Here is a 21,559-nt window from a genome sequence, read left to right as displayed (position 1 = left end):
AGCGCTGGCCCGCTCCGCTGCACAGCTTCGCAGGTGCAGACGCTACACGGGCCCTCCTCGGCATCGTAGTCCGGGCTACGACCTTCGTCGCGCGCCTTGCATCTGAGCATTTTTCGTGTCAAACGCGGCTCCCGGAGAGTTCTTCAACACCCTGTTAACTTGCTCTTGCCGGACTTTTTCAAACAGGCAAACCGCTGCAGCGGCAGCCGCATTAAGCGATTCGATTTTTCCCGGCATGAAAATGTTTACCCGATGGTGCGCCAGATTCAACAAGGGCTCCGATAGACCCGCTCCCTCGTTGCCGATGATAAAGGCGACCGGCCCGCGCAAATCGACCTCGTATAAAGACTTCTTTGCGTGAGGCTTGGCTGCAACTAGCTTGCCTCTAAATTTTTTCGCGACTTCAACCAGGTCGGCATTCTCGGCGAGGCGCAGTTGAAAATGCGCCCCCATCGCCGCGCGCAAGGTTTTGGGCGACCAGGCGAAGGCGCAATTTTTTGAGAGAAAGGCGGCGTCCGCGCCCGCCGCGGCGGCGGAACGCAAAATAGAGCCGAGATTGCCGGCATCCTGCAGTTCCTCCAGCAACACGCAAAAACGGGTGTCCTGCGGTTTGACGACGCGCTCAAGAACTTCGATGATGGCTAAGATTCCCGTTGGTGTGGTGACGGGAGAAATCTGCTTGAACAAAGAGTCGGCCAGCACCACGGGCTTGAGTTCAGGCATTTGCCGCAGCAGGCTCTGGGTTTCCTCATGCTCAAGGCCGGTGGCGCTCAAGATCAGGGTTTGCGGCGCGCCAATGGACGCACAATAAGCGCCCACCAGATGCGTGCCGTCGAGAAGCGCCTGGCGCGTTTTCCTTCTTTCCCGGGACGAGCGCGCCAGTTTTAACAGCGATTTATAAAGCGCGTTTTCTGGCGAAGTGATGTGCTTCACCGCGAGGTTAACCGGACTCGAGCGCGCAGGTGCGAAACCCGGCGAATACATCGCGCCGGTCCGGCGTGTAGAAGTTGCGCCAGGTGTTGCGCAACAGCCTCGCGCGCGTGGCGAAACAGCCGCCGCGCAGAACCTTGTGGTCGCCGAACCACGGTTGCGAATATTCCTGGTAGGGGTCGATTGCAAATCCCGGATAAGGGAGGAACCAATCCTGAGTCCATTCCCAAACGTTGCCAAACATCTGCCGGCAGCCCCAGCCGCTGTCGCCTGGAGAAAAGCTGCTTACCGAGCAAGGGCCGGAAACAAAACCATCAAGATTGGCATGTTCCTTGGCGGGCGGTGCGTTGCCCCAGGGATAGCGTCGCTTGATTTCGGTATTGCCGGATTCGGTGGCCGCCGCCATCTCCCATTCGGGCTCCGTGGGCAGGCGCCGCCCGGCCCAGCGGCAGTAAGCTTCGGCTTCAAACCAATTGACATGAATGACTGCAGCGTCGGGCGGCAAAGGCATGAATTCGTCAAAATGGCGCAGCATCCACTGTCCGCTTTCTTTTATCCAATACACCGGCGTCGCGGCCTGCGCCTCCCGCCGCCAACGCCAGCCCTGTTCCGACCATAATGCGCGGCGTTGATAACCTCCATCTTCGACAAAGCCGGCAAATTCGCGGTTGCTGACCGCGCTGCGGGAAATCTTGAATGGCTTGATTTCCACCTCATGCGCCCATTTTTCATTATCGAAAACGAAGCCGTCATCGGCTGTTGCGCCCAGCACCATCTTTCCTCCCGGAATGGCGGCGTCTTGATTTAAACTGCGGGAAGGATTCTCTGGTTTGGGTGTGAGAGCGAATGGCGGCCGGGAATAAGCGAGAGTCTGGCGCGTGTAATAAAACGCTTCGCCGTGCATATCTTCATGAAACAAGGCGAGCCGGGAAAAATAATCGAGATGTTTTTCGCCGCGCTGCAGTTTCTCCAGCACGCGCTGCAAAACCCGGTCGAGATAAGCCAGTATCCGGTCGAGGTTGGGCAAGGGCAAATCCCAGCGGGTGTCGTGGGCCACAACGGCCGAATCGTATAACTCATCCGCATGGGGCAGAATCGATGGCAACAAAGAGGAAGAGGCGTTATAGCGCAGGCACCAGCGCTCCTGGAACCAGCCGAGATGGCCCAATTCCCACAGCGGCGGGTTGACGATAGCCAGCCTGGGGCCCAGCCATTGGCTGCCCTCGAAATCACTTAACAGAGCCAGGGTGCGCTCTCTCGCATCCTGCAAATGTTTTTCCAGGTCTGCCGGGTGCGGCGATAGGCGCGCATTCATTGGATATTATGCCTTCTGATATAGTTAGGAACCTCTGATTAACTCCCGCGCACGTGTAGGGCTTAATCAGAGGTTCCCTTTATTATCGCAACTTTAGCCGCTCATGAACATCGCCATCATCACCCCCGCAGCGGCGTCCACTCTCGGAGGGAACCGCAATACCGCTCAACGCTGGGCGCGTTGGTTGAGAGAGCTGGGTCATCGTGCAAGAGTTCAAGCTGGCTGGGATGGCGGGCGCGCCGATGCCATGATCGCACTGCATGCGCGCAAGAGCTTCGAATCGATAAAAAAATTTTCCGTTTTACAGCCGGACCAGCCGCTTATTCTCTGCCTGACCGGCACCGATCTCTACCGCGATATCAAAACCGATGCTTCAGCCCGGGAATCGCTGCAGCTGGCCGGCCGCATCATTGTGCTGCAGGAAATGGGGTTGCAGGAGCTGCCGCCGGAATTGCGCCGGAAAACGCGGGTGATTTATCAGTCCGCCAGGCCAGTCAACCCCACGCCGCCTCTTAAAAACTGTTTTGAGATATGCGTCATCGGTCATTTGCGCGAGGAAAAAGACCCTTTCCGCTGCGTCATGGCTCTGAAACACCTGCCGCCCTCTTCCCACATCCGCGTCTGCCATATGGGGCGGGCCATGTCTGACGAAATGGAAAAAGAAGCGCAGCGATGGATGGCGCGCGAACCGCGCTACCAATGGCTGGGCGAGATTCCTCGTCGGCAGGTGCGCCGGCGCCTTGCGCGCAGCCGGGCCATGGTCATAAGTTCAAGAATGGAGGGCGGCGCCAACGTGATTTCCGAAGCGCTGATGGCACGGGTACCGATTATCGCTTCATCGATTCGCGGAAACATCGGCATGCTGGGGGCCGATTATTCCGGTTATTATCCGCTGGAAGACGAATGCCGGCTGGCGCTGCTGCTGCAGCGGGTGGAGAGCGACTCTGCTTTTCGCAGGCTGCTGAACCGGCAATGTAAAAAGCGCCTGCCCTTGATTCAGGAAAAAACCGAGAAAAACAGCCTGAAACGGCTTCTCGCCGAATTGAATTAAAGGCCCGCCTTTCCCAAGGTTGCCGTAGCGATGACGATGAGACCCAGGAACAAATTCACTGCAACCAGAATGCGTATTTGATTGAGCGCGGCGCCCGCGGCTTTCCAGTCCTGTGACTCCACTCCCCGCTTAAGGCGCTTGAACGGCGCGAAAAACACGTGGGCGAAAATCAGCATCATGACGATGCCGATGGCCATCATGAAATAAACATAGGCTGGTGCGTTAAAGCCGCCCAATTGGTAGGTCAGGTAAAACCCGCTTGCCAATAACAGCACGACGGCGAACCAAACCCAGTTGAAAAAGCGGCGCAAGGTGCCGCTCCAAAGCTTGAGCCGCTGCGGAGGTTCGAGGGCTTCTCCCGCTGCGGGGCGCAAGGCCATATACGCGAAAAACATTCCGCCGACCCAGACCACCGCTCCCAGAACGTGGAAAAACTTTAATAGAATTGACATATCATAATCCATTACGAAACAAGGCTTTGACCGGCGCGTAGCTGCGGCGATGGATAACCGTCACGCCGTGCTGCTTGAGCGCTTGCAAGTGCTGCGTGGTTGGATAACCTTTGTGCTTGTCGAAACCGTATTGCGGAAAGCGCTGGTGTAGCAGCCGCATTTCCGCATCCCGTGCGGTCTTGGCCAGGATGGATGCCGCCATGATTTCCGGAACTTTAGCGTCGCCCTTGACTATAGCACGGGCCGGGAATTTCACTTGCGGGCAGTACAGGCCATCCACCAGAACTTTGGCAGGCTCGATGGCAAGCATTTCCACCGCGCGTTTCATCGCCAGCAGGCTCGCCTGCAGGATGTTCAGGCGGTCGATTTCTTCCACGGTGGCGTAAGCGACGGCCCAGGCGCGCGCCTGAGATTTGATTTGCTCCGCCAGCGCTTGGCGTTTGATTGCAGTGAGTCGCTTGGAATCGGCGAGCCCGGTTATCGGTTTTCGCGGATCCAGCATTACGCAAGCCGCGAATACGGGGCCGGCCAAGGGCCCGCGCCCCGCTTCATCCACTCCGCAAATCAGCTGCTGGCTCAACTTTTACTCCCTGGCTCTCAAGATACGGCAGGACCGCCGCCGCAATGCGTTCCGCGGTATTTTGCTTCAACTCGGCATGAATGGCGTGAAATTTATTGCGCAAGCGGTCGGTCACCGTCTGGTCGGAGAGCAGATTAAGCAAGGCCTGAGACAGGTTTTCGGGAGTCGCATCGCCCTGCAGGATTTCCGGCACCACGAATTCACCGGCCAGGATGTTGGGAAGCCCCGCATAAGGCAGGTAATACTTGCCCTTGACGTGGCGAAAGCTCAGATCATTGGCCTTGTAGGTAATCACCATCGGGCACTTGAGCAGCAGCGCTTCCAGCGTGGCCGTGCCGGAGGCCACCAGCGCGGCATCAGCGACCATAAGCGCATTGTGCGCATGGCCAAACAAAATGGTGAGCGGCAAATCTTGCGCATTATTGCGGTACAAGGTGTTTTCAAATTGCTCACGCGTCTCCCGGCTCAGCAGCGGCACTAAAAAATGCGAATGGGGAAGCGCTTGCGTGATCAGTCGCGCGGTAGCGATGAAGGTATCGGCCATGTACTTAAGCTCGTTCTGCCGGCTGCCCGGCAGCAGCGCAACGACCTTGATGCTTGGGGAGAGGCGCATCTGCTCTCTTGCCGCTGCGCGGTTGGGGGTCAGCGGAAGCAATGTAGCCAGGGGGTGCCCGACGTAGGTGACGGGCACGCCCGCCTTTTCATAAAGCGGCGGCTCGAAAGGGAACAGAGCCAGTAGGTGCGACACCGCCCGCCTGATCTTGCGGATGCGTTCGCCGCGCCAGGCCCAAATTGAGGGGCTGACATAATGAATGGTGGGAATGCCGTGTTGTTTAAGCGCCTGCTCCAGCCCTAGATTGAAATCCGGCGAATCGATGCCGATGAACAAATGCGGACGGATTTTCAGCAGATGGCTGCGCAGCTTGCTGCGTATCCAGAGAATTTCCGGCAGCCGCCGTAGCACCTCGACGTAGCCGTGCACGGCGAGCTTTTCCAGCGGGAACAACGATTGCAGACCGGCGGCCTGCATTTTCGGCCCGCCGATGCCTATGAATTGCGCCTGCGGCAGAAAAGATTTCAACACCCCGATCAGATGGGCGCCAAGCTGGTCGCCCGAAGCTTCGGTGGCGACAACGGCGAGAGTCGGTAAAACGGGCGCTGGTTGCATAACGCTAGCGGATGACCCCGCGCTGGCTTTTCTCAAGAAACTCAACCAAGGGACGCAGCTCGGGGCATTCCGCCATTTCCGCGGCAATCGATTGCGTCGCGTCTTCCAGGCTCAAGCCCGATTTGTAAAGCATCTTGTAGGCGCGTTTGATGCGAGTAATGACCTCGTCGGTGAAACCGCGGCGCTTCAGCCCTTCTGAATTAATGCCGCGAGGTTTTGCCGTATTGCCCGCTGCCGTCACAAAGGGCGGAACATCCTGCCTTACGATGCTGCCCGCGCCGAGCATGCTGTGCGCGCCGATGTGGCAAAACTGGTGAATGCCGATAAATCCGCCCAGCACCGCATAGTCGCCGACGTGGATATGGCCAGCAAGATGCACGTTGTTGGCGAAAATGGTGTGACTGCCGATCTGGCAGTCGTGGGCAAGGTGCACGTAGGCCATGATCCAGTTGTCGTCTCCCAGGCGCGTCACACCCACGTCCTGCACCGTGCCACGGTTGAAGGTGCAGAACTCGCGGATGGTGTTGCCATTGCCGATTTCCAGCCGAGTGTTTTCTCCACCGTATTTCTTGTCCTGTGGCATCTCGCCCAGAGAGACGAACTGGAAAATGCGGTTATTGGCACCGATTCGGGTCGGCCCTTGAATCACCGCATGCGGGCCAATCCAGTTACCTGGGCCGATTTCGACCTCGTCACCAATAAGGGTGTAGGCCCCGACCTCGACATCCGGAGCCAGCTTAGCGCCAGGGTGAATAATGGCAGTCGGGTGGATCACAGGTTCCATTACATCGAGCGCACTGCGCATATCAGCTTGGCTTCGGCGACGATCTCGTCACCGACCTTGGCATGGGCGGTAAACTTCCAGAACCCCTTGATGTGACGCAGCAGCGTGGCGTGCAGCAGCAGCTGATCGCCCACCGACACCGGTTTCTTGAAGCGGGCGCTATCAATGCCGACGAAGTAATACACCGACTTGCGGTCAACCTTGAATCCCTCGCTTTTGAAAGACAGGATGGCCGAGGTCTGCGCCAGCGCCTCGAGTATCAGCACGCCCGGCATGATCGGCTGGTGCGGGAAATGGCCGGCGAAAAACGGCTCGTTGATGGTGACATTTTTCAGGGCGACGATGCTTTTTCCGGGCTCCAGGGAAAGTACCCGGTCCACCAGCAGGAACGGGTAGCGGTGCGGCAGGTATTGCATGATTTCGTCGATATCCATGCTGCTCACTTGGTTTTCCCCTTCTGTTTCTTGAGTTTTTTCTCGAGCTCGCGCACTTTTCCGGCGAGTTCATGCAAATGGCGCAGATGCGCGGCGTTCTTCCGCCACTCGGCATGCGCCTCGAACGGATAAAGCGAGGTGTAAATGCCCGGTTTGGTGATGGGCTTGGCGATTGCCGTGGCTCCGGAAATCGTCACGTGGTCGGCAATCTGCAAATGTCCGCCTATCATCGCCGCGCCCCCAATTTTACAGTAGCGGCCGATTTTTGTGCTGCCGGCAATGCCGACGCAGGCAGCAATCGCGGTGTGCGCGCCGATTCTCACGTTATGCCCAATCTGGATCAGATTATCAAGGCGCACGCCTTCTTCAATCACCGTGTCGCCCATGGCGCCGCGATCGATAGTGGTATTGGCGCCGATTTCCACGTCGTCGCCGATGACTACCCGGCCGATTTGCGGGATTTTCAACCAGCGCCCTTCCTCCATGGCCATGCCAAAACCGTCGGCGCCGATCACCGTGCCGGAATGCAAAACGACCTTCTCGCCGATTACGCAGTCGTGATAAATCACCACCCGCGGATGGAGAAAACTTTCCCCGCCCAGGGTTACGCCTTCGCCCACCACGCAAGCTTCGCCCACCACCACCCGCTCACCCAGTACGACATTTTCCCCGATGCAGGCGTGGGCGCCTATGGTCACCGAAGCCGGAACTTGGGCGCTTTTGGCAATGACTGCGCTGGGATGGATTCCGGCGACGGGCGTTTTGGCGGGGTTGAGCAGCGCGGAGACCTTGGCGAAATAAGCGTAGGGATCGTCACAAACGATGCGTGGAAGCTTGGTGAGATTGCGGGCATCGCGCCCGATAATCACTGCGCCCGCGCGGGTTTTTTTCAGTTGAGCGATGTATTTGCTTTGCGACAAAAACGAAAGATGGCCAGGTCCGGCCGAGTCGAGCGGCGCCACCTGGTTGATGATAATGTTCTTGTCGCCAATGAGCGCGCCGCCGAGGTGTTCGACGATGCTGCCGAGGCTTAAACCCCTGTCTTTGCCGGAAGGCATCAATCGGTTTTGCTGCTTATTTGGAGGGCGCGTCCGACAGCCCTTTGATGACCTTGTCGGTGATATCAATGCGCGGGCTGCGATACACCGCCTCCTGCAGAATCAGGTCAAACTTTTCGGCCTCAGCGATGCTTTGCACCACCTTGTTGGCCCGTTCCAGCACCGCAGCCAGTTCCTCATTTTTGCGCAAATTGAGGTCCTCGCGAAATTCCCGCTGCATGCGCTGGAAATCGCGGTTGAGCCGGGCCAGATCCTGTTCCTTGTTGCGGCGTTCGGACTCGTTCATAGTCACGCCCTCTTTTTCCAGCGAAGCCTGGAGATCCTTGATTTGCATCGCCATCTTCTGCAATTCCTGTTCCCTGACGGCGAATTCTTTTTCCAGCTTCTTCAGCGATTTGACCGCGGGAGGGGCCTCGCGCAAGACGCGCTCCAGGTTGACGAAGCCGACTTTAAGTTGTTCGGCGGCAGTCGCGTTGATCGCGGCTGTCGCCAGCAGAGCGGCTGCCAGTGCAAGGTAAGGGGTCTTCAACTTGAGTCTCCTTCTAGCAAGCTTAGAACGTCGTTCCGAAAGTAAACTGGAAACGCTGTATTTTATCATCACTGAGTTTCCGAATCGGCTGCGCGATGCTGAACCTGATTGGCCCGAACGGCGAGGTCCAGGCGACGTCGATGCCGACGGAATAACGCAGGCTGCCGAAATCAAAACTGCTGGCCACCGTGCCCGCGTCCACAAAGGTCCCCAGCCTCAACGCCTTTACGTCCGTAAAGCCCGGCACCGGGAACAAGACCTCCGCACTTCCCACGATTCTGTGCGTATCTCCCAACGCATCACCATTGGTGTCTTTGGGTCCGATGGAGTTGGTTTCAAACCCGCGCACCGAATTGTTGCCGCCGGCGAAAAAATTCTTGAAGAACGGCAGCGGCTGGCCATTGTACCCTGCGCCGATGCCGATTTCCCCGCCCAGTTGCAGCGTGAAGAACTTGCTCAAAGGATAATAGTACTGCTCCTGGGCGGAAAGTTTGTAGTATTTCAGGTCGGCGCCGGGCAGGCCCACTTCGGCATTGAACTTAAACAGCGTCCCGCTCGTGGTGTAAATCACGCTGTCACGCCGGTCACGGGTGAAGCCAATGACCCCCAGTATCGTTTTGTTGTCGCTGCCGAACTGGTTGACGAAATCTTTATAGCGTTGCGGGCTGGTTGAAAACACCTCGATTCCGGTGTCTTCGTAACCCAGGCCATAACTGATGGTGTCGACCTCGGAAATGGGCAGACCGAAGCGAGCCGTTCCGCCCACCGTAGAAGTCTTAAAAGGAGAAACGGAAAGCGAGGTGGTGTCTAGATTGCGCTTGTAAACGTCAAAACCGAGACTTACCCCGTCAACGGTGTAATAAGGATTGGTGAAAGACACCGAAATCACCCGGTTCACCTTCCCGGTATTGATTTGCGCCGAGAGATAGTTGCCCGAGCCAAAAATATTGGATTGCGTCACTGCCGCGTTGAAGATAATCCCTTCCGCGTCGGAAAAGCCTATACCGAGCAAAATATTGCCGGTAGGCTTTTCGGTGACGCTGTAATTAACATCCACCTGATCGGTGGTTCCGGGTACAGCCGGGGTTTCCACGTTGACATCGGAAAAATAACCCAGCTTGTCGATGCGCTGCTTGGAGCGGTTGATGAGATCAGCGTTGTACCAGCCGCTTTCCAACTGGCGCAGTTCGCGGCGTATGACTTCATCGCGAGTGCGGGTATTGCCGCTGATATTGATGCGCCGCACGTAAACCCGCCGTCCCGGGTCAATGAAAAAAGTAAACGCGACCTGGCGTTTTTGCTTGTTGAGTTCCGGTGCGGCGTTAACGTTGGCAAACGCGTAACCGTCATTGCCCAGGCGGTCACTGATGAGCTTGGTGGATTCAGTGAGCTTCTCCCGTGAAAAAACCTCGCCCGGCCGAATTCTAATCAGCTTGCGGAATTCGTCCTCGGGCAACAGCAATTCCCCCGCGAGCCTTACCTCCGATACGGTGTATTTCGCGCCCTCGGTGACGCTGATGGTGATGTAAATATCGGCTTTACTCGGCGTGATGGACACCTGGGTGGAGTCAATGTTGAATTCCAGATACCCCCGGTCGAGATAAAATGAGCGCAACGTTTCCAGATCAGCGGAAAGCTTTTGCTTGGAATACTGGTCATTTTTGGTGAAAAAGGTAAACCAGCCGGGCGTGGTGAGAGTGAATAAATCCAGCAATTCCTTTTCCGGGAAGGCACGGTTGCCGATGATGTTAATTTGCCGAATCTTGGCCACGTCCCCTTCCGTGATGTTGAAGGTAATGGCGACGCGGTTGCGCTCGAGCGGTGTCACGGTGGTGCTCACGGTTGCGGCATAACGGCCTCGGCCTATGTATTGCCGCTTCAATTCCTGCTCGGCGCGCTCCAAGAGCGCTTTGTCGAAAATACGCGACTCGGCCAGCCCCACCTGCTTCAGGCCTTTTTTCAGATCGTCGGCGCTGATGTCCTTGGCGCCAACGATGTCGATCTGGGAGATCGCCGGGCGCTCTTGCACTATCACGATCAGCACGCCGTTTTCGGCTTCACACCGCACGTCCTTGAAGAAGCCGGTGGCGAACAGCGATTTGATGGTTGCCGCGGCTTTTTCATCGTTCATGGTATCGCCCACCTTGACCGGGAGATAGCTGAAGATGGTGCCGGCTTCGGTGCGCTGGATGCCCTCTACCCTGATGTCTTTAATCACAAAAGGCTCAATGGCCTGGGCTGCTGCGGTGAAAAGGCAAAACAACAGCACCACCGGGATAATTTTTCTCATTAGTTCTAACCGGCAATCAGGCGATTGATATCATTGTACAGGGCGAACGCCATCAGGATGAACAACAGGGTAATCCCGACATGCTGTCCGATATGCAGGGCCCTTTCCGAAACCGGTTTGCCCTTGATGATCTCCGCGAGATAATACATAAGATGCCCGCCGTCGAGCAGCGGAACCGGCAGCAGATTGAGCACGCCCAGGCTGATGCTGATGAGCGCGAGGAAGCCGAGGTAGGCAACCCAGCCGATTCGCGCCGACTGCCCGGCGTAATCGGCAATGGTGATGGGGCCGCTGACATTTCTCCAGGAAATCTCGCCCACCAGCATCTTGCCCAACATTTTCAGACTGAACGCCGAGGTCTCCCAGGTTTTTTCCAGGGATTTAGCCAGCGCCTGCGCTACCGGGTAGCGCACTTCGGTGAAAAGTTTTTCAATTTCGGCACGATCGATTTTGGGCGCGGCGCCGATCTTGCCGATTTTTTCGTTCTGCGCCGCCTCCGGCGTCAGCGTCAAGTACAGATTACGTCCGGCGCGCCTGATCTCAAAGGCAAGCGGCTGAGCCGGGTGGCTGCGTACCTGCTGCACCACTTCTTCCCATTGGTTGACGGGCGCGCCGTTGATTGCCACGATTTCATCGTCAATCTGCAGACCGCCACGCTCCGCCACCGCACCCGGAACCAGCTGGCCGATGACGGGCTTTACAGGCGGCTGATAGCGCGACAATCCGATCACATTCATGAATTCGCCTTCCAGTTCGATGCTGGCAAACCCGCTCAAATCAAGCTTGCGGAAGGCGATTTCGCCGCGCGCATTACGCGCTTCCACTTCGACCACCGCTTTTTGCAGGGCCCGCTGCAGCAGGATCCAGCGCACGTCCTGCCAGGTGGCGACGACTTCACCGTCGATTTTGACGATAATTTCTTCGGGCTTGAATCCGGCAAATGCCGCCGGTGTAGCCGGTTGCACCGGGCCGATGATGGGCTTCAGCCCCGGCACACCGTGTATGAACAACCCCCAGTACAGCAATATGGCCAGCAGAAAATTGGCGAGCGGCCCGGCGAGCACAATGGCGAAGCGCTTGAGCACAGATTGACGGTTGAACGCGCGAGGCAAATCCTGAGGCGCGACCCGTCCTTCCTGCTCATCCACCATCTTGACGTAACCGCCCAGAGGAAAAGCAGCAATCACCCATTCCGTGCCGTCCTGGCCCAGTTGCCTTCGCCATAGCGGCTTGCCAAAGCCCACCGAAAAGCGCAGCACTTTCACGCCGCAAAACCGCGCCACCCAATAATGTCCCAGTTCGTGGAACACGATAAGCACGCCGAGCGCCAGGGCGAAGGCCGCCAATGTTAATAATAAATTCATGAATGTCCGCTGTTCTTGATGTCCGCAAATTGCATGCGTTCAACCGGCGGCTTTGGTGACCGGCTTGATGCGTGAAGCGGCAAGCCATTCCGTCGCCGCCACGCGCGCCGCATGGTCTGCGTTGAGCACATCGTCAAGGGAAGCGATGGACTTCACGCTCACCTTTTCCAGCACCGCTTCGATCAGCAGCGGGATAAATGTGTACGGCATGCGCTGTTCCAGGAAGGAAGCGACCGCCACTTCGTTCGCCGCGTTGAGTATCGCCGGCGCCGCATCGCCGCGCTTGAGCGCCGCATAGGCCAGGCGCAAGCAGGGAAAGCGCTCGAAATCCGGCGTCTGGAAAGTCAGCGTCCCGACTTTAAACAAGTCGAGCGATCGCACTCCGCCTTCAATCCGCTCCGGATAACCCAGCGCATAGGCAATCGGCGTGCGCATATCGGGATTGCCGAGTTGCGCCAGTACCGAGCCATCGCTGTATTCGACCATCGAATGAATCACGCTTTGCGGGTGTATTACCACCTGAATCTGGTCCTCGCGGGCATTGAATAGCCAATGCGCCTCGATCACTTCCAGCCCCTTGTTCATCATGGTCGCTGAATCGACTGAAATCTTGCGCCCCATCACCCAGTTGGGGTGGGCGCAGGCCTGATCCGGGGTCACCTGTTCCAGCTCTTGCAACGGCGTGGAGCGAAACGGCCCGCCTGAAGCGGTGAGTAGAATCCGTTTTATGCCCGCGGCTTCAAGGTTGCCGCTGAAATCCCTTGGCAGGCACTGAAAAATGGCGTTGTGCTCGCTATCCACGGGCAGCAGCGTAGCGCGGTTTTGCTTGACCGCTTCCATGAATAAACGGCCCGACATCACCAGAGCTTCCTTGTTGGCGAGCATTACGCGTTTGCCCGCTCTTGCCGCGGCCAGCGTGGGGCGCAATCCGGCCGCGCCGACAATCGCCGCCATCACGCTGTCAACTTCGGGCAGGGTGGCTACTTTCTCCAGTGCTTCCACTCCTTGCAGCACCCGGGTTGGCGTATCGGCGTTCTTGAGCATGTGCTGCAGCTGCCCAGCCGTTTTTTCGTCGCTCAGCACCGCGTAGGCGGGCTTGAAGCGCCGGCATTGCTCGAACAGGCGCTCGACACGCGCGCAGGCGGAAAGCGCCACCACGCGGAAACGCCCCGGGTGGCGCGCAATCACGTCCAGCGTATTGACACCGATGCTGCCGGTAGAACCAAGGAGGGTGAGGTTCTGAATCTTCATTACCTGAGCATCACAAAAATAAAAAAAGCCGCGACCGGCAGAGTGGAGGTAAGGCCGTCTATCCGGTCGAGCATACCACCGTGCCCGGGCAGCATCGTGCCGCTGTCTTTAACACCGGCCTGACGCTTAAGCAGCGATTCAAACAAATCGCCCACAATGCTTAATGCGGTAAGCACCCAGTGCACCAGCAGCACAGCATAAGCCGGCAGCGGGTTGCCCAGCAAACCGACGCCGTGATTGCTGGTTGAGGCCACCAGGGCAAGAGCGTACGCCGTTACGGCCAAAACCGCGCCTCCCACTCCTTCCCAGGTTTTGCCGGGGCTGATGTTTGGCGCAAGTTGGCGTTGACCGAATTTTTTGCCGCAGAAATAAGCAGCGATATCCGCGACCCATACCACAGAGAATATCCACAAAATTAACAATTTATCTATTTCACGCAATTGCACCAGGGCAAGCCAGGTGCTGATCAGGACCAAGGCCCCAACCAGCGACAGCCCAAGTTTTCCAGCCTGCCACTTTGAGCGCAACCAAAACGGCGCGGCCGCAACCCAGAAAGCCAGTGCCAGCGCGTACATCGAAAGATTAATGCGGCTGCTGGTAGGGCGCTCATCCAGCAAGTCAAGCAGCGGCACCATAACCAGCAGCAGCAGCAGCACCGCTGCGACGAAAAACCACGCCGCCGGCTTGTGCAGACGCGCCAGGCAAGCCCATTCCGACGCCGCGGCTGTCATCACCACCAGATTGAGCGCGACCCAACCCGCGGTGGGCAGGTAAAACAGCGCGGCAAGAAACAGCGGCAGGAGCAGTGCTACGGTAAAGACACGCGTTTTAAGCATTCTGTCGGACTCGCCGTGGGGATTTGGCTTTAACTTCCGGGCGAGGATTGGCGCGTGTCCCTTTGATTTGCTCACTGGTGCGACCGAAGCGCCGTTCGCGTCGTTGATAGGACTGGATGGCAAGATTAAGCGCGGCGGCGGCGAAATCGGGCCACAGCGTGTCGGTGAAATACATTTCCGTATAAGCCATTTGCCACAGCAGGAAATTGCTGATGCGCTGCTCGCCGCCGGTGCGGATAAAAAGATCGGGTTCGGGGGCATAATGCATGGCGAGATACGGCGCCAGCTGATCTTCATTAAAACCATCGGCAAGCTCCGGATGTTCAGCCAGCATGCGCTTTACCGCCTGCATGATATCCCAGCGGCCACCGTAGTTTGCCGCAACAGTCAGAGTTAGCAGGCTGTTGTTTGCAGTCAAGGTTTCCGCTGCGCGTATCAGCTTGACCAGTTGCGGCTCGAAGCGGCCGATATCACCGACCACCTTGAAGCGAATATTGTTTTCGTGGAGCTTCACGACTTCCTGCTCCAGCGCCAGGATGAAAAGCTGCATCAGCACCGAAATTTCCTCCTGGGGGCGGCGCCAGTTCTCGCTGCTGAACGCAAACAGCGTAAGAAACTCCACACCCCGCTCGGCGCACACCTTGATGGCTTCGCGCACCGCTTCCACACCCCGTTTGTGCCCAGCCACCCGCGGCAGGAAACGCTGCTTCGCCCAGCGCCCGTTGCCGTCCATGATGATGGCGATATGGCGTGGGGTTTTTCCGGTGAGCGGAATTTCCCTGGTGGAATTGGGGAATGAGGTCACAGGCGCTATACCGCGATGAGGTCCGCTTCCTTGGTGGCGAGCGCCTTGTCGATTTCGGAGATAAAACGGTCGGTAAGCTTCTGGATTTCGTCCTGCGCGCGCCGCTCGTGGTCTTCGGAAATGGTTTTCTGCTTTAACAGTTCTTTCAGCGTATTATTGGCGTCGCGGCGGATATTTCGCACCGCCACCCGCGCATTTTCCGCTTCATGCTTGACCACCTTGATCAAATCCTTGCGGCGCTCTTCGGTCAGAGGCGGCATCGGCACGCGTATCACCTCGCCTGCAGTCGCCGGGTTAAGCCCCAGATCGGACTCACGGATGGCTTTTTCAATTACGTTCACCATTTTTTTTCCCCAAGGGTGGACGCTGATGGTGCGCGGATCGAGCAAAGTGACGTTGGCGACCTGATTGATCGGCATCTGGGAACCATAGTAATCCACCGTGATGTGGTCGAGGATGCCGGTGTGGGCGCGCCCGGTGCGCACCTTGGCGAGATCAGCTTTCAGCGTCTCCAGTGTCTTTTGCATTTTTTGTTCGGCGGATTTCTTCACGTCTGCGATCATGATTCAATCCTTAATCGAAGTTCGCGCTGTTTGCATCACGGAAGATTATAGCCCAGTCAAACAACTAGCAATGCACCAGTGTGCCTTCGTCTTCGCCCAGCACCACCCGCTTCAAGGCGCTTGGTTTCATGATGCTGAAGACATTGATCGGCAGTTTCTGGTCGCGGCACAGGGTAAGCGCGGTGGCATCCATGACTTTGAGGTTCTTGATGATAGCCTCGTCGAAGGTGAGCCTCTGGTAGCGCATGGCATCGGAATGGTTTTGGGGGTCTTCGGTATAAACGCCGTCCACCTTGGTGGCTTTCAGCATAATGTCCACGTTCATTTCCATGCCGCGCAGCGCCGCTGCGGTGTCGGTGGTGAAAAAGGGGTTGCCGGTGCCGGCTGCGAAAATCACCACTTTCCCTTCTTCCAGATAACGCATCGCCTTGCCCCGGATGTAGGGTTCCACCACCTGTTCGATGTTGAGCGCCGATTGCACGCGGCCGTTCAGTCCCGCTTGGCGCATGGCGTCCTGCAACGCCAATGCATTAATCACGGTAGCGAGCATCCCCATGTAATCGGCGGTGGCGCGGTCCATGCCCGAGGCGCCGGCAGCTACCCCGCGGAAAATGTTGCCGCCGCCGATGACCACCGCGACTTGCACGCCGAGCTTTACCACTTCCGCAATTTCGGAAACGATGCGCGAGAGGGTGGCACGGTTAATCCCATAGGCATCTTCGCCCATGAGCGCTTCCCCGCTGAGTTTCAGCAGGATGCGCTTGTATGCCGGGGACTGGGCCATCGCGTCAGGCCTGTTTCACCTGCGCCATCACTTCGGCGGCAAAATCGCTGCTTTTCTTTTCAATACCCTCGCCCACCACAAAGAACTTGTAGGCGAGAATCCTGGCCTTTCTTGCGGCAAGGAATTTTTCCACGCTCCGCTTGTCGTCCTTGACAAAAAACTGACCAAGCAGCGTGATTTCACCCAGGAATTTGTTGATGCCCCCGTCGATCATCTTGGCGATGATTTCGGCGGGTTTGCCCGATTCCCTGGCGCGGGCGGCAAGAATTTCACGCTCACGTGCAATAATTTCAGGCGCCACCTCAGCTTTCGACATGAATTGCGGCTTGGCAAAGGCAATGTGCATCGCGAGATCCTTGCCCGTCTGGTCATCGCCTTCGAATTCGACCAGCACGCCGATTTTCACGCCGTGCAGGTATTGCGCTATTTTGGCGTTGGTTTTGATGCGATGAAAACGACGGATGCTCATGTTCTCGCCGATTTTCTGAACCAGCGACTGGCGCTTGGTTTCAACAGCGGCGCCGTCTAGAGGCAACGTTGAAAGCGCAGCAATATCTACGGGATTTTGTTTTGCTACCAACTCCGCCAGCGCGTTGGCGAACTTGAGGAAATCCTCGCTCTTGGCGGCAAAATCGGTTTCACAGTTCACTTCGACCATAGCGGCGAGCCTGGCGTCGGCGGCAAGGTACGCGCCGATCACGCCTTCGGCAGCCACACGGCCCGCTGCTTTGCTGGCCTTGGCGCCGCTTTTGATGCGCAGCAAATCTTCCGCAGCCTTCAGGTCGCCGTTGGCTTCAGCCAGCGCTTTCTTGCACTCCATCATGCTAAGGCCGGTGATCTCGCGCAGTTCCTTGACCATGTTTGCGGTGATTTCCACTCTTGCCCGCTCCTAAAACGTTCGTTATAAAAAAAGGGGCTTCCGCCCCTTTTCCATTGTTTATGGCGACGACGGCTCTTCGGTGGACTCGACCTCCACGAATTCGTCGCTGACAATTACGCGGATTATCTGGTTGCGCCCTTCAAGAATCGCATCGGCCACGCCCCGCGCGTAAAGACGGATGGCGCGGCTGGAATCGTCGTTGCCCGGGATGACGTAGGCCACGCTATCCGGGTTGTGATTGGTGTCCACTACCCCGACCACGGGTATGCCGAGCTTATTGGCTTCGGAGATGGCGATTTTCTGGTAGCCGACGTCAATCACGAACACGGCGTCGGGCAAACCGTTCATTTCCTTGATGCCGCCGAGGCTGCGCTCAAGCTTGGCCCTTTCGCGCTGGAACTTCAGCGCTTCCTTCTTCGACATCTTATCGAGCGTTCCATCCTGCGCCATGGCGTCCATGTCTTTGAGGCGTTTGATCGACTGCTTCACCGTCTTGAAGTTGGTGAGCATGCCGCCCAGCCAGCGATAATCAACGTAAGGCGCGCCGCAGCGCAGCGCTTCTTCCTTGACGATTTCCCGCGCCTGACGCTTGGTGCCGACGAAAAGAATGGTGCCCTTGTTCGCCGCCAACTGGCGCAGGAACTTCAGCGCCTCCTGGTACAGTTCCAGGGTCTTTTCCAGATTGATGATGTGGATTTTGTTGCGATGGCCAAAAATATAGGGGGCCATTTTCGGGTTCCAATAACGGGTTTGGTGCCCGAAATGAACCCCCGCCTCCAGCATTTGCCGCATGGTAACCGACATGATAAAAATCTCCTGTAAGGGTTGAGCCTCCACCCGCCGAAAATCACTCGCGAACGAGCACCCTATACTTCAGGCGGATGTGGGTATTTTCAGCCTGACCGCAAGCGCTTGACGCGCTTACCTGTCAAACTATCTTTAAATTCTAACATTCTCCTTGGGTTATGCTCAAGAACGACAGTCAGACACGGATTCGGGGCGCCCGCAGCCTAACCGCAGCCCGTCAAATTGCCTTATTGGTCACCTTCCACTATTCTTAACCCCTTCAAATAAAGTCTTCCATGGCAGTCGGCATCAAATCTGCGGACGAAATTGAAAAAATGCGAGTGGCCGGAAGACTGGCGGGCGAAGTGCTGGATTACATCACGCCCTACGTCAAGTCTGGCGTCACCACCGGCGAGCTTGACCGCCTCTGCCATGATTACATGGTCAAAGTACAGGGCACCATTCCTGCGCCATTGAACTACGCTCCGCCCGGTTATGCGCCTTTCTCGCGCTCGATTTGCACCTCGGTCAACCATGTGGTGTGTCATGGTGTGCCGGGGGACAAAAAACTTAAAACCGGCGATATCGTCAACCTCGACGTGACGGTGATCAGGGAGGGTTTCCATGGCGACACCAGCCGCATGTTCTTCGTCGGCGAGCCTTCGATCCAGGCCAAACGGCTGTGTGAAGTCACCTACCAGTGCATGTGGCGGGGAATCGAAACGGTCAAGCCAGGCGTGTATTTGGGTGACATTGGCTATGCCATCCAGTACCACGCCGAAAGCCACGGTTACAGCGTGGTACGCGAGTTCTGCGGGCATGGCATAGGCAGCAAATTTCATGAGGAACCGCAGGTCCTGCATTACGGCAAACCGGGAACCGGCTTGAAGCTCATGCCGGGCATGATTTTCACCATCGAGCCGATGATCAACGCCGGCAAAGCGGGCATCCGCCAGCTGGCCGACGGCTGGACCGTCGTCACCAAGGACCACAGCCTGTCCGCGCAATGGGAACATACGGTGCTAGTGACCGAAACCGGCTACGAGGTGCTGACCCTGTCCACGGGCGCGCCATCCAAACCCGATTTTTCGCACTGATGCCCATGGCTACACTGAACCCGGCAGTCTGCGCGGCGAAATCCGCTCATCCTCACGCGCAATTGAAGCAATTCCTGAGCGAGCGCCGCGACCAGCTCGAGCGCGAGTATCAGAAGCATCCCTTCCCGTCACAGCTGCTTGACAGCCACCGCAAGCTGATTGACGAAGTCCTGCAAAGCCTATGCGGAGACTCGCAATTGCCCAAATCCATGGCGCTGCTCGCCGTCGGGGGATATGGCCGGGGCGAGCTTTTCCCTTATTCGGATGTCGATTTGCTGGTGCTGCTGCGGGACAGCGCCGACCTGGTGCTGCAAGTCCAGCTGGAGCGCTTCATCGGCCTGCTTTGGGATATCGGACTGGAAGTTGGCCACAGCGTGCGCACTCTCGAACAATGCCAGGAAGAAGCACACAAGGACGTGACGGTACAAACCACGCTGCTGGAAGCACGGCTGCTTTATGGCAGCAACGCGTTGTTCCGGAAATTCACCATCGCAATCCGGAATACGCTGGACAGCGCCGCTTTCACCCAGGCCAAGCAACTGGAACAGCAGCAGCGCCATACCCGTTTTCACGACACCGCCAGCAATCTCGAGCCGAATTTAAAGGAAAGCCCGGGAGGGTTGCGCGATTTGCAGAACATTCTGTGGATAGCCCAGGCCTGCGGTTATGGAACGACTTGGCCAGGCCTGGCCAAGCGCGGCTTCATCACTGCGCACGAAGCCCGGCAAATCAAGCAACACGAAGCTTTCTTGCGGGATTTGCGCATCAGGCTGCATTACCTTGCCAAGCGCAGGGAAGATCGGCTGCTGTTCGACTACCAGGGCGCGCTGGCCCGCCAATACGGTTTCATCGACAGCGAAAACCACCGCGCCAGTGAAGCGTTTATGCAGCGCTATTACCGCACCGCCAAGTCGATAAGCCAGCTGAACATCATATTGCTTCTGAACCTGCGCCCGAAAATCACGCCCGCTCCTTTCGCCGAAGCCCTGCCCATTAACGAGCGCTTTCAAAGCCGCAATGAATTGCTCGAAGCGCGTCACGAGAATTTATTCGAGCGCGAGCCAGCGGCGATTCTGGAAAGCTTCCTGCTGTTGCAGCAGCACCCGGAGCTCAAGGGCATGAGCGCGGCCACCTTGCGCGCCTTGTGGCGGGCAAAAAAACGGATGAATCCGGCTTTCCGGCGCAGCGCGAAAAACCGCGCCCTATTCATGCAGATCCTGCGCCAGCCTTCCGGCATCACACGCGAACTGCGTCGCATGAACCAGTACGGGTTACTCGGCCAATACCTGCCGGCATTCGGCCGCATCGCCGGGCAGATGCAGCATGATCTGTTCCATGCCTACACGGTGGACGAGCATATTCTCAAGGTGGTGCGCAACCTGCGCCGCTTTACCTTGATGGAATTCGCCCATGAATATCCTCTTTGCAGCCGGTTGATGAGCGAATTCCCGCGCCAGGAGGTACTGATCCTGGCGGGGTTGTTTCACGACATCGCCAAGGGGCGCGGCGGCGATCACTCCGAACTAGGCAGCGCCGACGCGCGCCGCTTCTGCAAGCAGCATGGGATGAGCGCCGAGGATACGACTTTGGTCGCCTGGCTGGTGGAAAATCACCTGATGATGTCCACAACTGCGCAAAAGCAGGATTTGTCCGACCCGGAAGTTATCGATGCCTTCGCCCGACGCATGGGCAATGAGCGCAGGCTGATCGCGCTGTACCTTCTCACGGTGGCCGACATCCGCGGCACCAGCCCCAAAGTGTGGAACGCTTGGAAAGGAAAACTGCTCGAAGACCTGTTCTGGCTCGCCCGCAAACGCTTGAGCGGCGAAGCAGTGTCACGCGACAGTTTCCTGCAGGCGCGGCAAACCGAGGCGCTCGACATCATCCGCCTGTACGCGCTGCGCGAAGACGCGCACCAGCCGCTATGGTCACAGCTCGACACCGTTTATTTCCTCCGTCACGATGCCCAGGAAATCGCCTGGCATACCCGCCAGCTCTGGTCACGGGTGAATGCGCAAGCGCCTTTCGTCAAGGCGCGGCTCTCTCCTATCGGTGAAGGCTTGCAGGTGTTGATTTATACGCCGGACCAGAAAGACTTGTTTGCGCGCATCTGCGGTTTTTTTGACCGCATCAGCTACAACATCGTCGAGGCCAAAATCCACACCACGCGCCACGATTACGCGCTGGACAGTTTCCTGGTGCTCGATCCTTCCAACAAAACCGCGCACTACCGCGATTTGATCAGCTTTGTCGAACACGAGCTGGCGCAACGCATTGCGACGCAAGCGCCGCTCGAACCGCCAGCCAAAGGACGCCAAAGCCGTCATGTCAAGCATTTCCCGATTGCGCCGGAAGTCGTGATCCACCCCGATGAGCGCGGCGCGCATCATATTCTTTCCGTCACCGCCGCCGACCGGCCGGGGTTGCTCTATAGCATCGCACGGGTGCTGGTGAACTACCACATCAACATGCACACGGCGAAAATCAATACGCTGGGTGAGCGCGCCGAAGACGTGTTCTTGATCGACGGTGAAGCGTTGAACAACAGCAGGAAAGTGGTGCGGCTGGAAGCCGATTTGCTGCGGACGTTGGCCGCCTAAAC

21 protein-coding genes are annotated in these 21,559 nt (G+C 57.5%); 3 read left to right on the top strand and 18 right to left on the bottom strand.

The genetic code is table 11. From position 1 onward, the window contains the following. Positions 1–75 precede the first annotated feature (75 nt). Both VHE58_10680 and senA read right to left on the bottom strand, forming a co-directional pair. The gene (locus tag VHE58_10680) at positions 76–933 is read right to left on the bottom strand and encodes an RNA methyltransferase (GenBank protein ID HVS27735.1); all 858 of its coding nucleotides are present in this window, start codon (positions 931–933) and stop codon (positions 76–78) included. 7 nt (positions 934–940) lie between these two features. Further along, positions 941–2,245: a selenoneine synthase SenA gene (senA, locus tag VHE58_10675; GenBank protein HVS27734.1), complete on the bottom strand. Its 1,305-nt coding sequence runs from the start codon at positions 2,243–2,245 to the stop codon at positions 941–943. A gap of 103 nt (positions 2,246–2,348) precedes the next feature. Between senA and senB the strand changes: the two genes are divergently transcribed. Beyond that, positions 2,349–3,296, top strand: coding sequence for a selenoneine biosynthesis selenosugar synthase SenB (senB, locus tag VHE58_10670; protein HVS27733.1), 948 nt, complete (start codon positions 2,349–2,351; stop codon positions 3,294–3,296). Here senB and VHE58_10665 read toward each other — a convergent pair. The 16 genes from VHE58_10665 to rpsB form a co-directional block, all read right to left on the bottom strand. Further along, positions 3,293–3,748, bottom strand: coding sequence for a CopD family protein (locus VHE58_10665; GenBank protein ID HVS27732.1), 456 nt, complete (start codon positions 3,746–3,748; stop codon positions 3,293–3,295). The two genes, senB and VHE58_10665, sit on opposite strands and share 4 nt — an antisense overlap. A gap of 1 nt (position 3,749) precedes the next feature. Then, positions 3,750–4,328: a ribonuclease HII gene (rnhB, locus tag VHE58_10660; protein HVS27731.1), complete on the bottom strand. Its 579-nt coding sequence runs from the start codon at positions 4,326–4,328 to the stop codon at positions 3,750–3,752. Next, entirely contained in the window at positions 4,297–5,496 is a 1,200-nt protein-coding gene (lpxB, locus tag VHE58_10655; protein ID HVS27730.1) for a lipid-A-disaccharide synthase, read from the bottom strand. Before lpxB ends, rnhB begins: the two co-directional genes overlap by 32 nt. Before the next feature lie 4 nt (positions 5,497–5,500). Further along, on the bottom strand, positions 5,501–6,280 hold the full coding sequence (gene lpxA, locus VHE58_10650) for an acyl-ACP--UDP-N-acetylglucosamine O-acyltransferase (GenBank protein ID HVS27729.1): 780 nt from the start codon (positions 6,278–6,280) through the stop codon (positions 5,501–5,503). Continuing rightward, a complete protein-coding gene (fabZ, locus tag VHE58_10645) occupies positions 6,280–6,714 on the bottom strand; it encodes a 3-hydroxyacyl-ACP dehydratase FabZ (GenBank protein ID HVS27728.1) in 435 nt (144 codons plus the stop codon). The genes lpxA and fabZ overlap by 1 nt, the downstream gene beginning before the upstream one ends. 5 nt (positions 6,715–6,719) lie before the next feature. Further along, positions 6,720–7,772 (bottom strand): UDP-3-O-(3-hydroxymyristoyl)glucosamine N-acyltransferase, encoded by a 1,053-nt coding sequence (gene lpxD / locus VHE58_10640; protein HVS27727.1) that lies wholly within the window; start codon positions 7,770–7,772, stop codon positions 6,720–6,722. Between the two features lie 16 nt (positions 7,773–7,788). Next, positions 7,789–8,301, bottom strand: coding sequence for an OmpH family outer membrane protein (locus VHE58_10635; protein ID HVS27726.1), 513 nt, complete (start codon positions 8,299–8,301; stop codon positions 7,789–7,791). Positions 8,302–8,323: 22 nt separating this feature from the next. Then, entirely contained in the window at positions 8,324–10,591 is a 2,268-nt protein-coding gene (gene bamA / locus VHE58_10630; GenBank protein ID HVS27725.1) for an outer membrane protein assembly factor BamA, read from the bottom strand. Positions 10,592–10,596: 5 nt separating this feature from the next. Next, positions 10,597–11,955 carry an RIP metalloprotease RseP gene (gene rseP, locus VHE58_10625; GenBank protein ID HVS27724.1) on the bottom strand — a complete coding sequence of 453 codons (1,359 nt, stop codon included), beginning with the start codon at positions 11,953–11,955 and terminating at the stop codon, positions 10,597–10,599. Positions 11,956–11,994: 39 nt separating this feature from the next. Then, a complete protein-coding gene (gene ispC / locus VHE58_10620) occupies positions 11,995–13,200 on the bottom strand; it encodes a 1-deoxy-D-xylulose-5-phosphate reductoisomerase (GenBank protein HVS27723.1) in 1,206 nt (401 codons plus the stop codon). A 5-nt stretch (positions 13,201–13,205) separates the two neighbouring features. After that, the gene (locus VHE58_10615; protein HVS27722.1) at positions 13,206–14,042 is read right to left on the bottom strand and encodes a phosphatidate cytidylyltransferase; all 837 of its coding nucleotides are present in this window, start codon (positions 14,040–14,042) and stop codon (positions 13,206–13,208) included. After that, complete coding sequence (gene uppS / locus VHE58_10610) at positions 14,035–14,847, bottom strand: polyprenyl diphosphate synthase (protein ID HVS27721.1); 813 nt, start codon at positions 14,845–14,847, stop codon at positions 14,035–14,037. The genes VHE58_10615 and uppS overlap by 8 nt, the downstream gene beginning before the upstream one ends. Positions 14,848–14,852: 5 nt before the next feature. Then, on the bottom strand, positions 14,853–15,413 hold the full coding sequence (frr, locus tag VHE58_10605; protein ID HVS27720.1) for a ribosome recycling factor: 561 nt from the start codon (positions 15,411–15,413) through the stop codon (positions 14,853–14,855). 61 nt (positions 15,414–15,474) lie between these two features. After that, positions 15,475–16,194, bottom strand: coding sequence for a UMP kinase (gene pyrH / locus VHE58_10600; protein HVS27719.1), 720 nt, complete (start codon positions 16,192–16,194; stop codon positions 15,475–15,477). 4 nt (positions 16,195–16,198) lie between these two features. Beyond that, positions 16,199–17,071: a translation elongation factor Ts gene (gene tsf / locus VHE58_10595; protein ID HVS27718.1), complete on the bottom strand. Its 873-nt coding sequence runs from the start codon at positions 17,069–17,071 to the stop codon at positions 16,199–16,201. Positions 17,072–17,131: 60 nt separating this feature from the next. Beyond that, on the bottom strand, positions 17,132–17,878 hold the full coding sequence (gene rpsB / locus VHE58_10590; protein HVS27717.1) for a 30S ribosomal protein S2: 747 nt from the start codon (positions 17,876–17,878) through the stop codon (positions 17,132–17,134). A gap of 278 nt (positions 17,879–18,156) precedes the next feature. On the opposite strand from rpsB, the gene map reads away from it, so the two are divergent. Together map and VHE58_10580 are read left to right on the top strand one after the other, a co-directional pair. After that, a complete protein-coding gene (gene map / locus VHE58_10585; GenBank protein HVS27716.1) occupies positions 18,157–18,957 on the top strand; it encodes a type I methionyl aminopeptidase in 801 nt (266 codons plus the stop codon). 5 nt (positions 18,958–18,962) lie between these two features. After that, entirely contained in the window at positions 18,963–21,557 is a 2,595-nt protein-coding gene (locus VHE58_10580; protein ID HVS27715.1) for a [protein-PII] uridylyltransferase, read from the top strand. Positions 21,558–21,559 lie beyond the last annotated feature (2 nt).

It is taken from the genome of Burkholderiales bacterium (genome assembly GCA_035543335.1).
GTDB lineage: Bacteria > Pseudomonadota > Gammaproteobacteria > Burkholderiales > JAHFRG01 > JAHFRG01.
The sequence above is the reverse complement of the archived record's forward strand: the minus strand, read 5'-3'. Positions and strand labels throughout refer to the sequence as shown.

Bases quoted from the DNA above. Each gene is read 5' to 3' on its own strand.
- senA (HVS27734.1), bottom strand. From the start codon at position 2,245: ATGAATGCGCGCCTATCGCCGCACCCGGCAGACCTGGAAAAACATTTG.
- senB (HVS27733.1), top strand. From the start codon at position 2,349: ATGAACATCGCCATCATCACCCCCGCAGCGGCGTCCACTCTCGGAGGG.
- VHE58_10665 (HVS27732.1), bottom strand. From the start codon at position 3,748: ATGTCAATTCTATTAAAGTTTTTCCACGTTCTGGGAGCGGTGGTCTGG.
- lpxB (HVS27730.1), bottom strand. From the start codon at position 5,496: ATGCAACCAGCGCCCGTTTTACCGACTCTCGCCGTTGTCGCCACCGAA.
- lpxA (HVS27729.1), bottom strand. From the start codon at position 6,280: ATGGAACCTGTGATCCACCCGACTGCCATTATTCACCCTGGCGCTAAG.
- fabZ (HVS27728.1), bottom strand. From the start codon at position 6,714: ATGGATATCGACGAAATCATGCAATACCTGCCGCACCGCTACCCGTTC.
- lpxD (HVS27727.1), bottom strand. From the start codon at position 7,772: ATGCCTTCCGGCAAAGACAGGGGTTTAAGCCTCGGCAGCATCGTCGAA.
- bamA (HVS27725.1), bottom strand. From the start codon at position 10,591: ATGAGAAAAATTATCCCGGTGGTGCTGTTGTTTTGCCTTTTCACCGCA.
- rseP (HVS27724.1), bottom strand. From the start codon at position 11,955: ATGAATTTATTATTAACATTGGCGGCCTTCGCCCTGGCGCTCGGCGTG.
- VHE58_10615 (HVS27722.1), bottom strand. From the start codon at position 14,042: ATGCTTAAAACGCGTGTCTTTACCGTAGCACTGCTCCTGCCGCTGTTT.
- pyrH (HVS27719.1), bottom strand. From the start codon at position 16,194: ATGGCCCAGTCCCCGGCATACAAGCGCATCCTGCTGAAACTCAGCGGG.
- rpsB (HVS27717.1), bottom strand. From the start codon at position 17,878: ATGTCGGTTACCATGCGGCAAATGCTGGAGGCGGGGGTTCATTTCGGG.
- map (HVS27716.1), top strand. From the start codon at position 18,157: ATGGCAGTCGGCATCAAATCTGCGGACGAAATTGAAAAAATGCGAGTG.
- VHE58_10580 (HVS27715.1), top strand. From the start codon at position 18,963: ATGGCTACACTGAACCCGGCAGTCTGCGCGGCGAAATCCGCTCATCCT.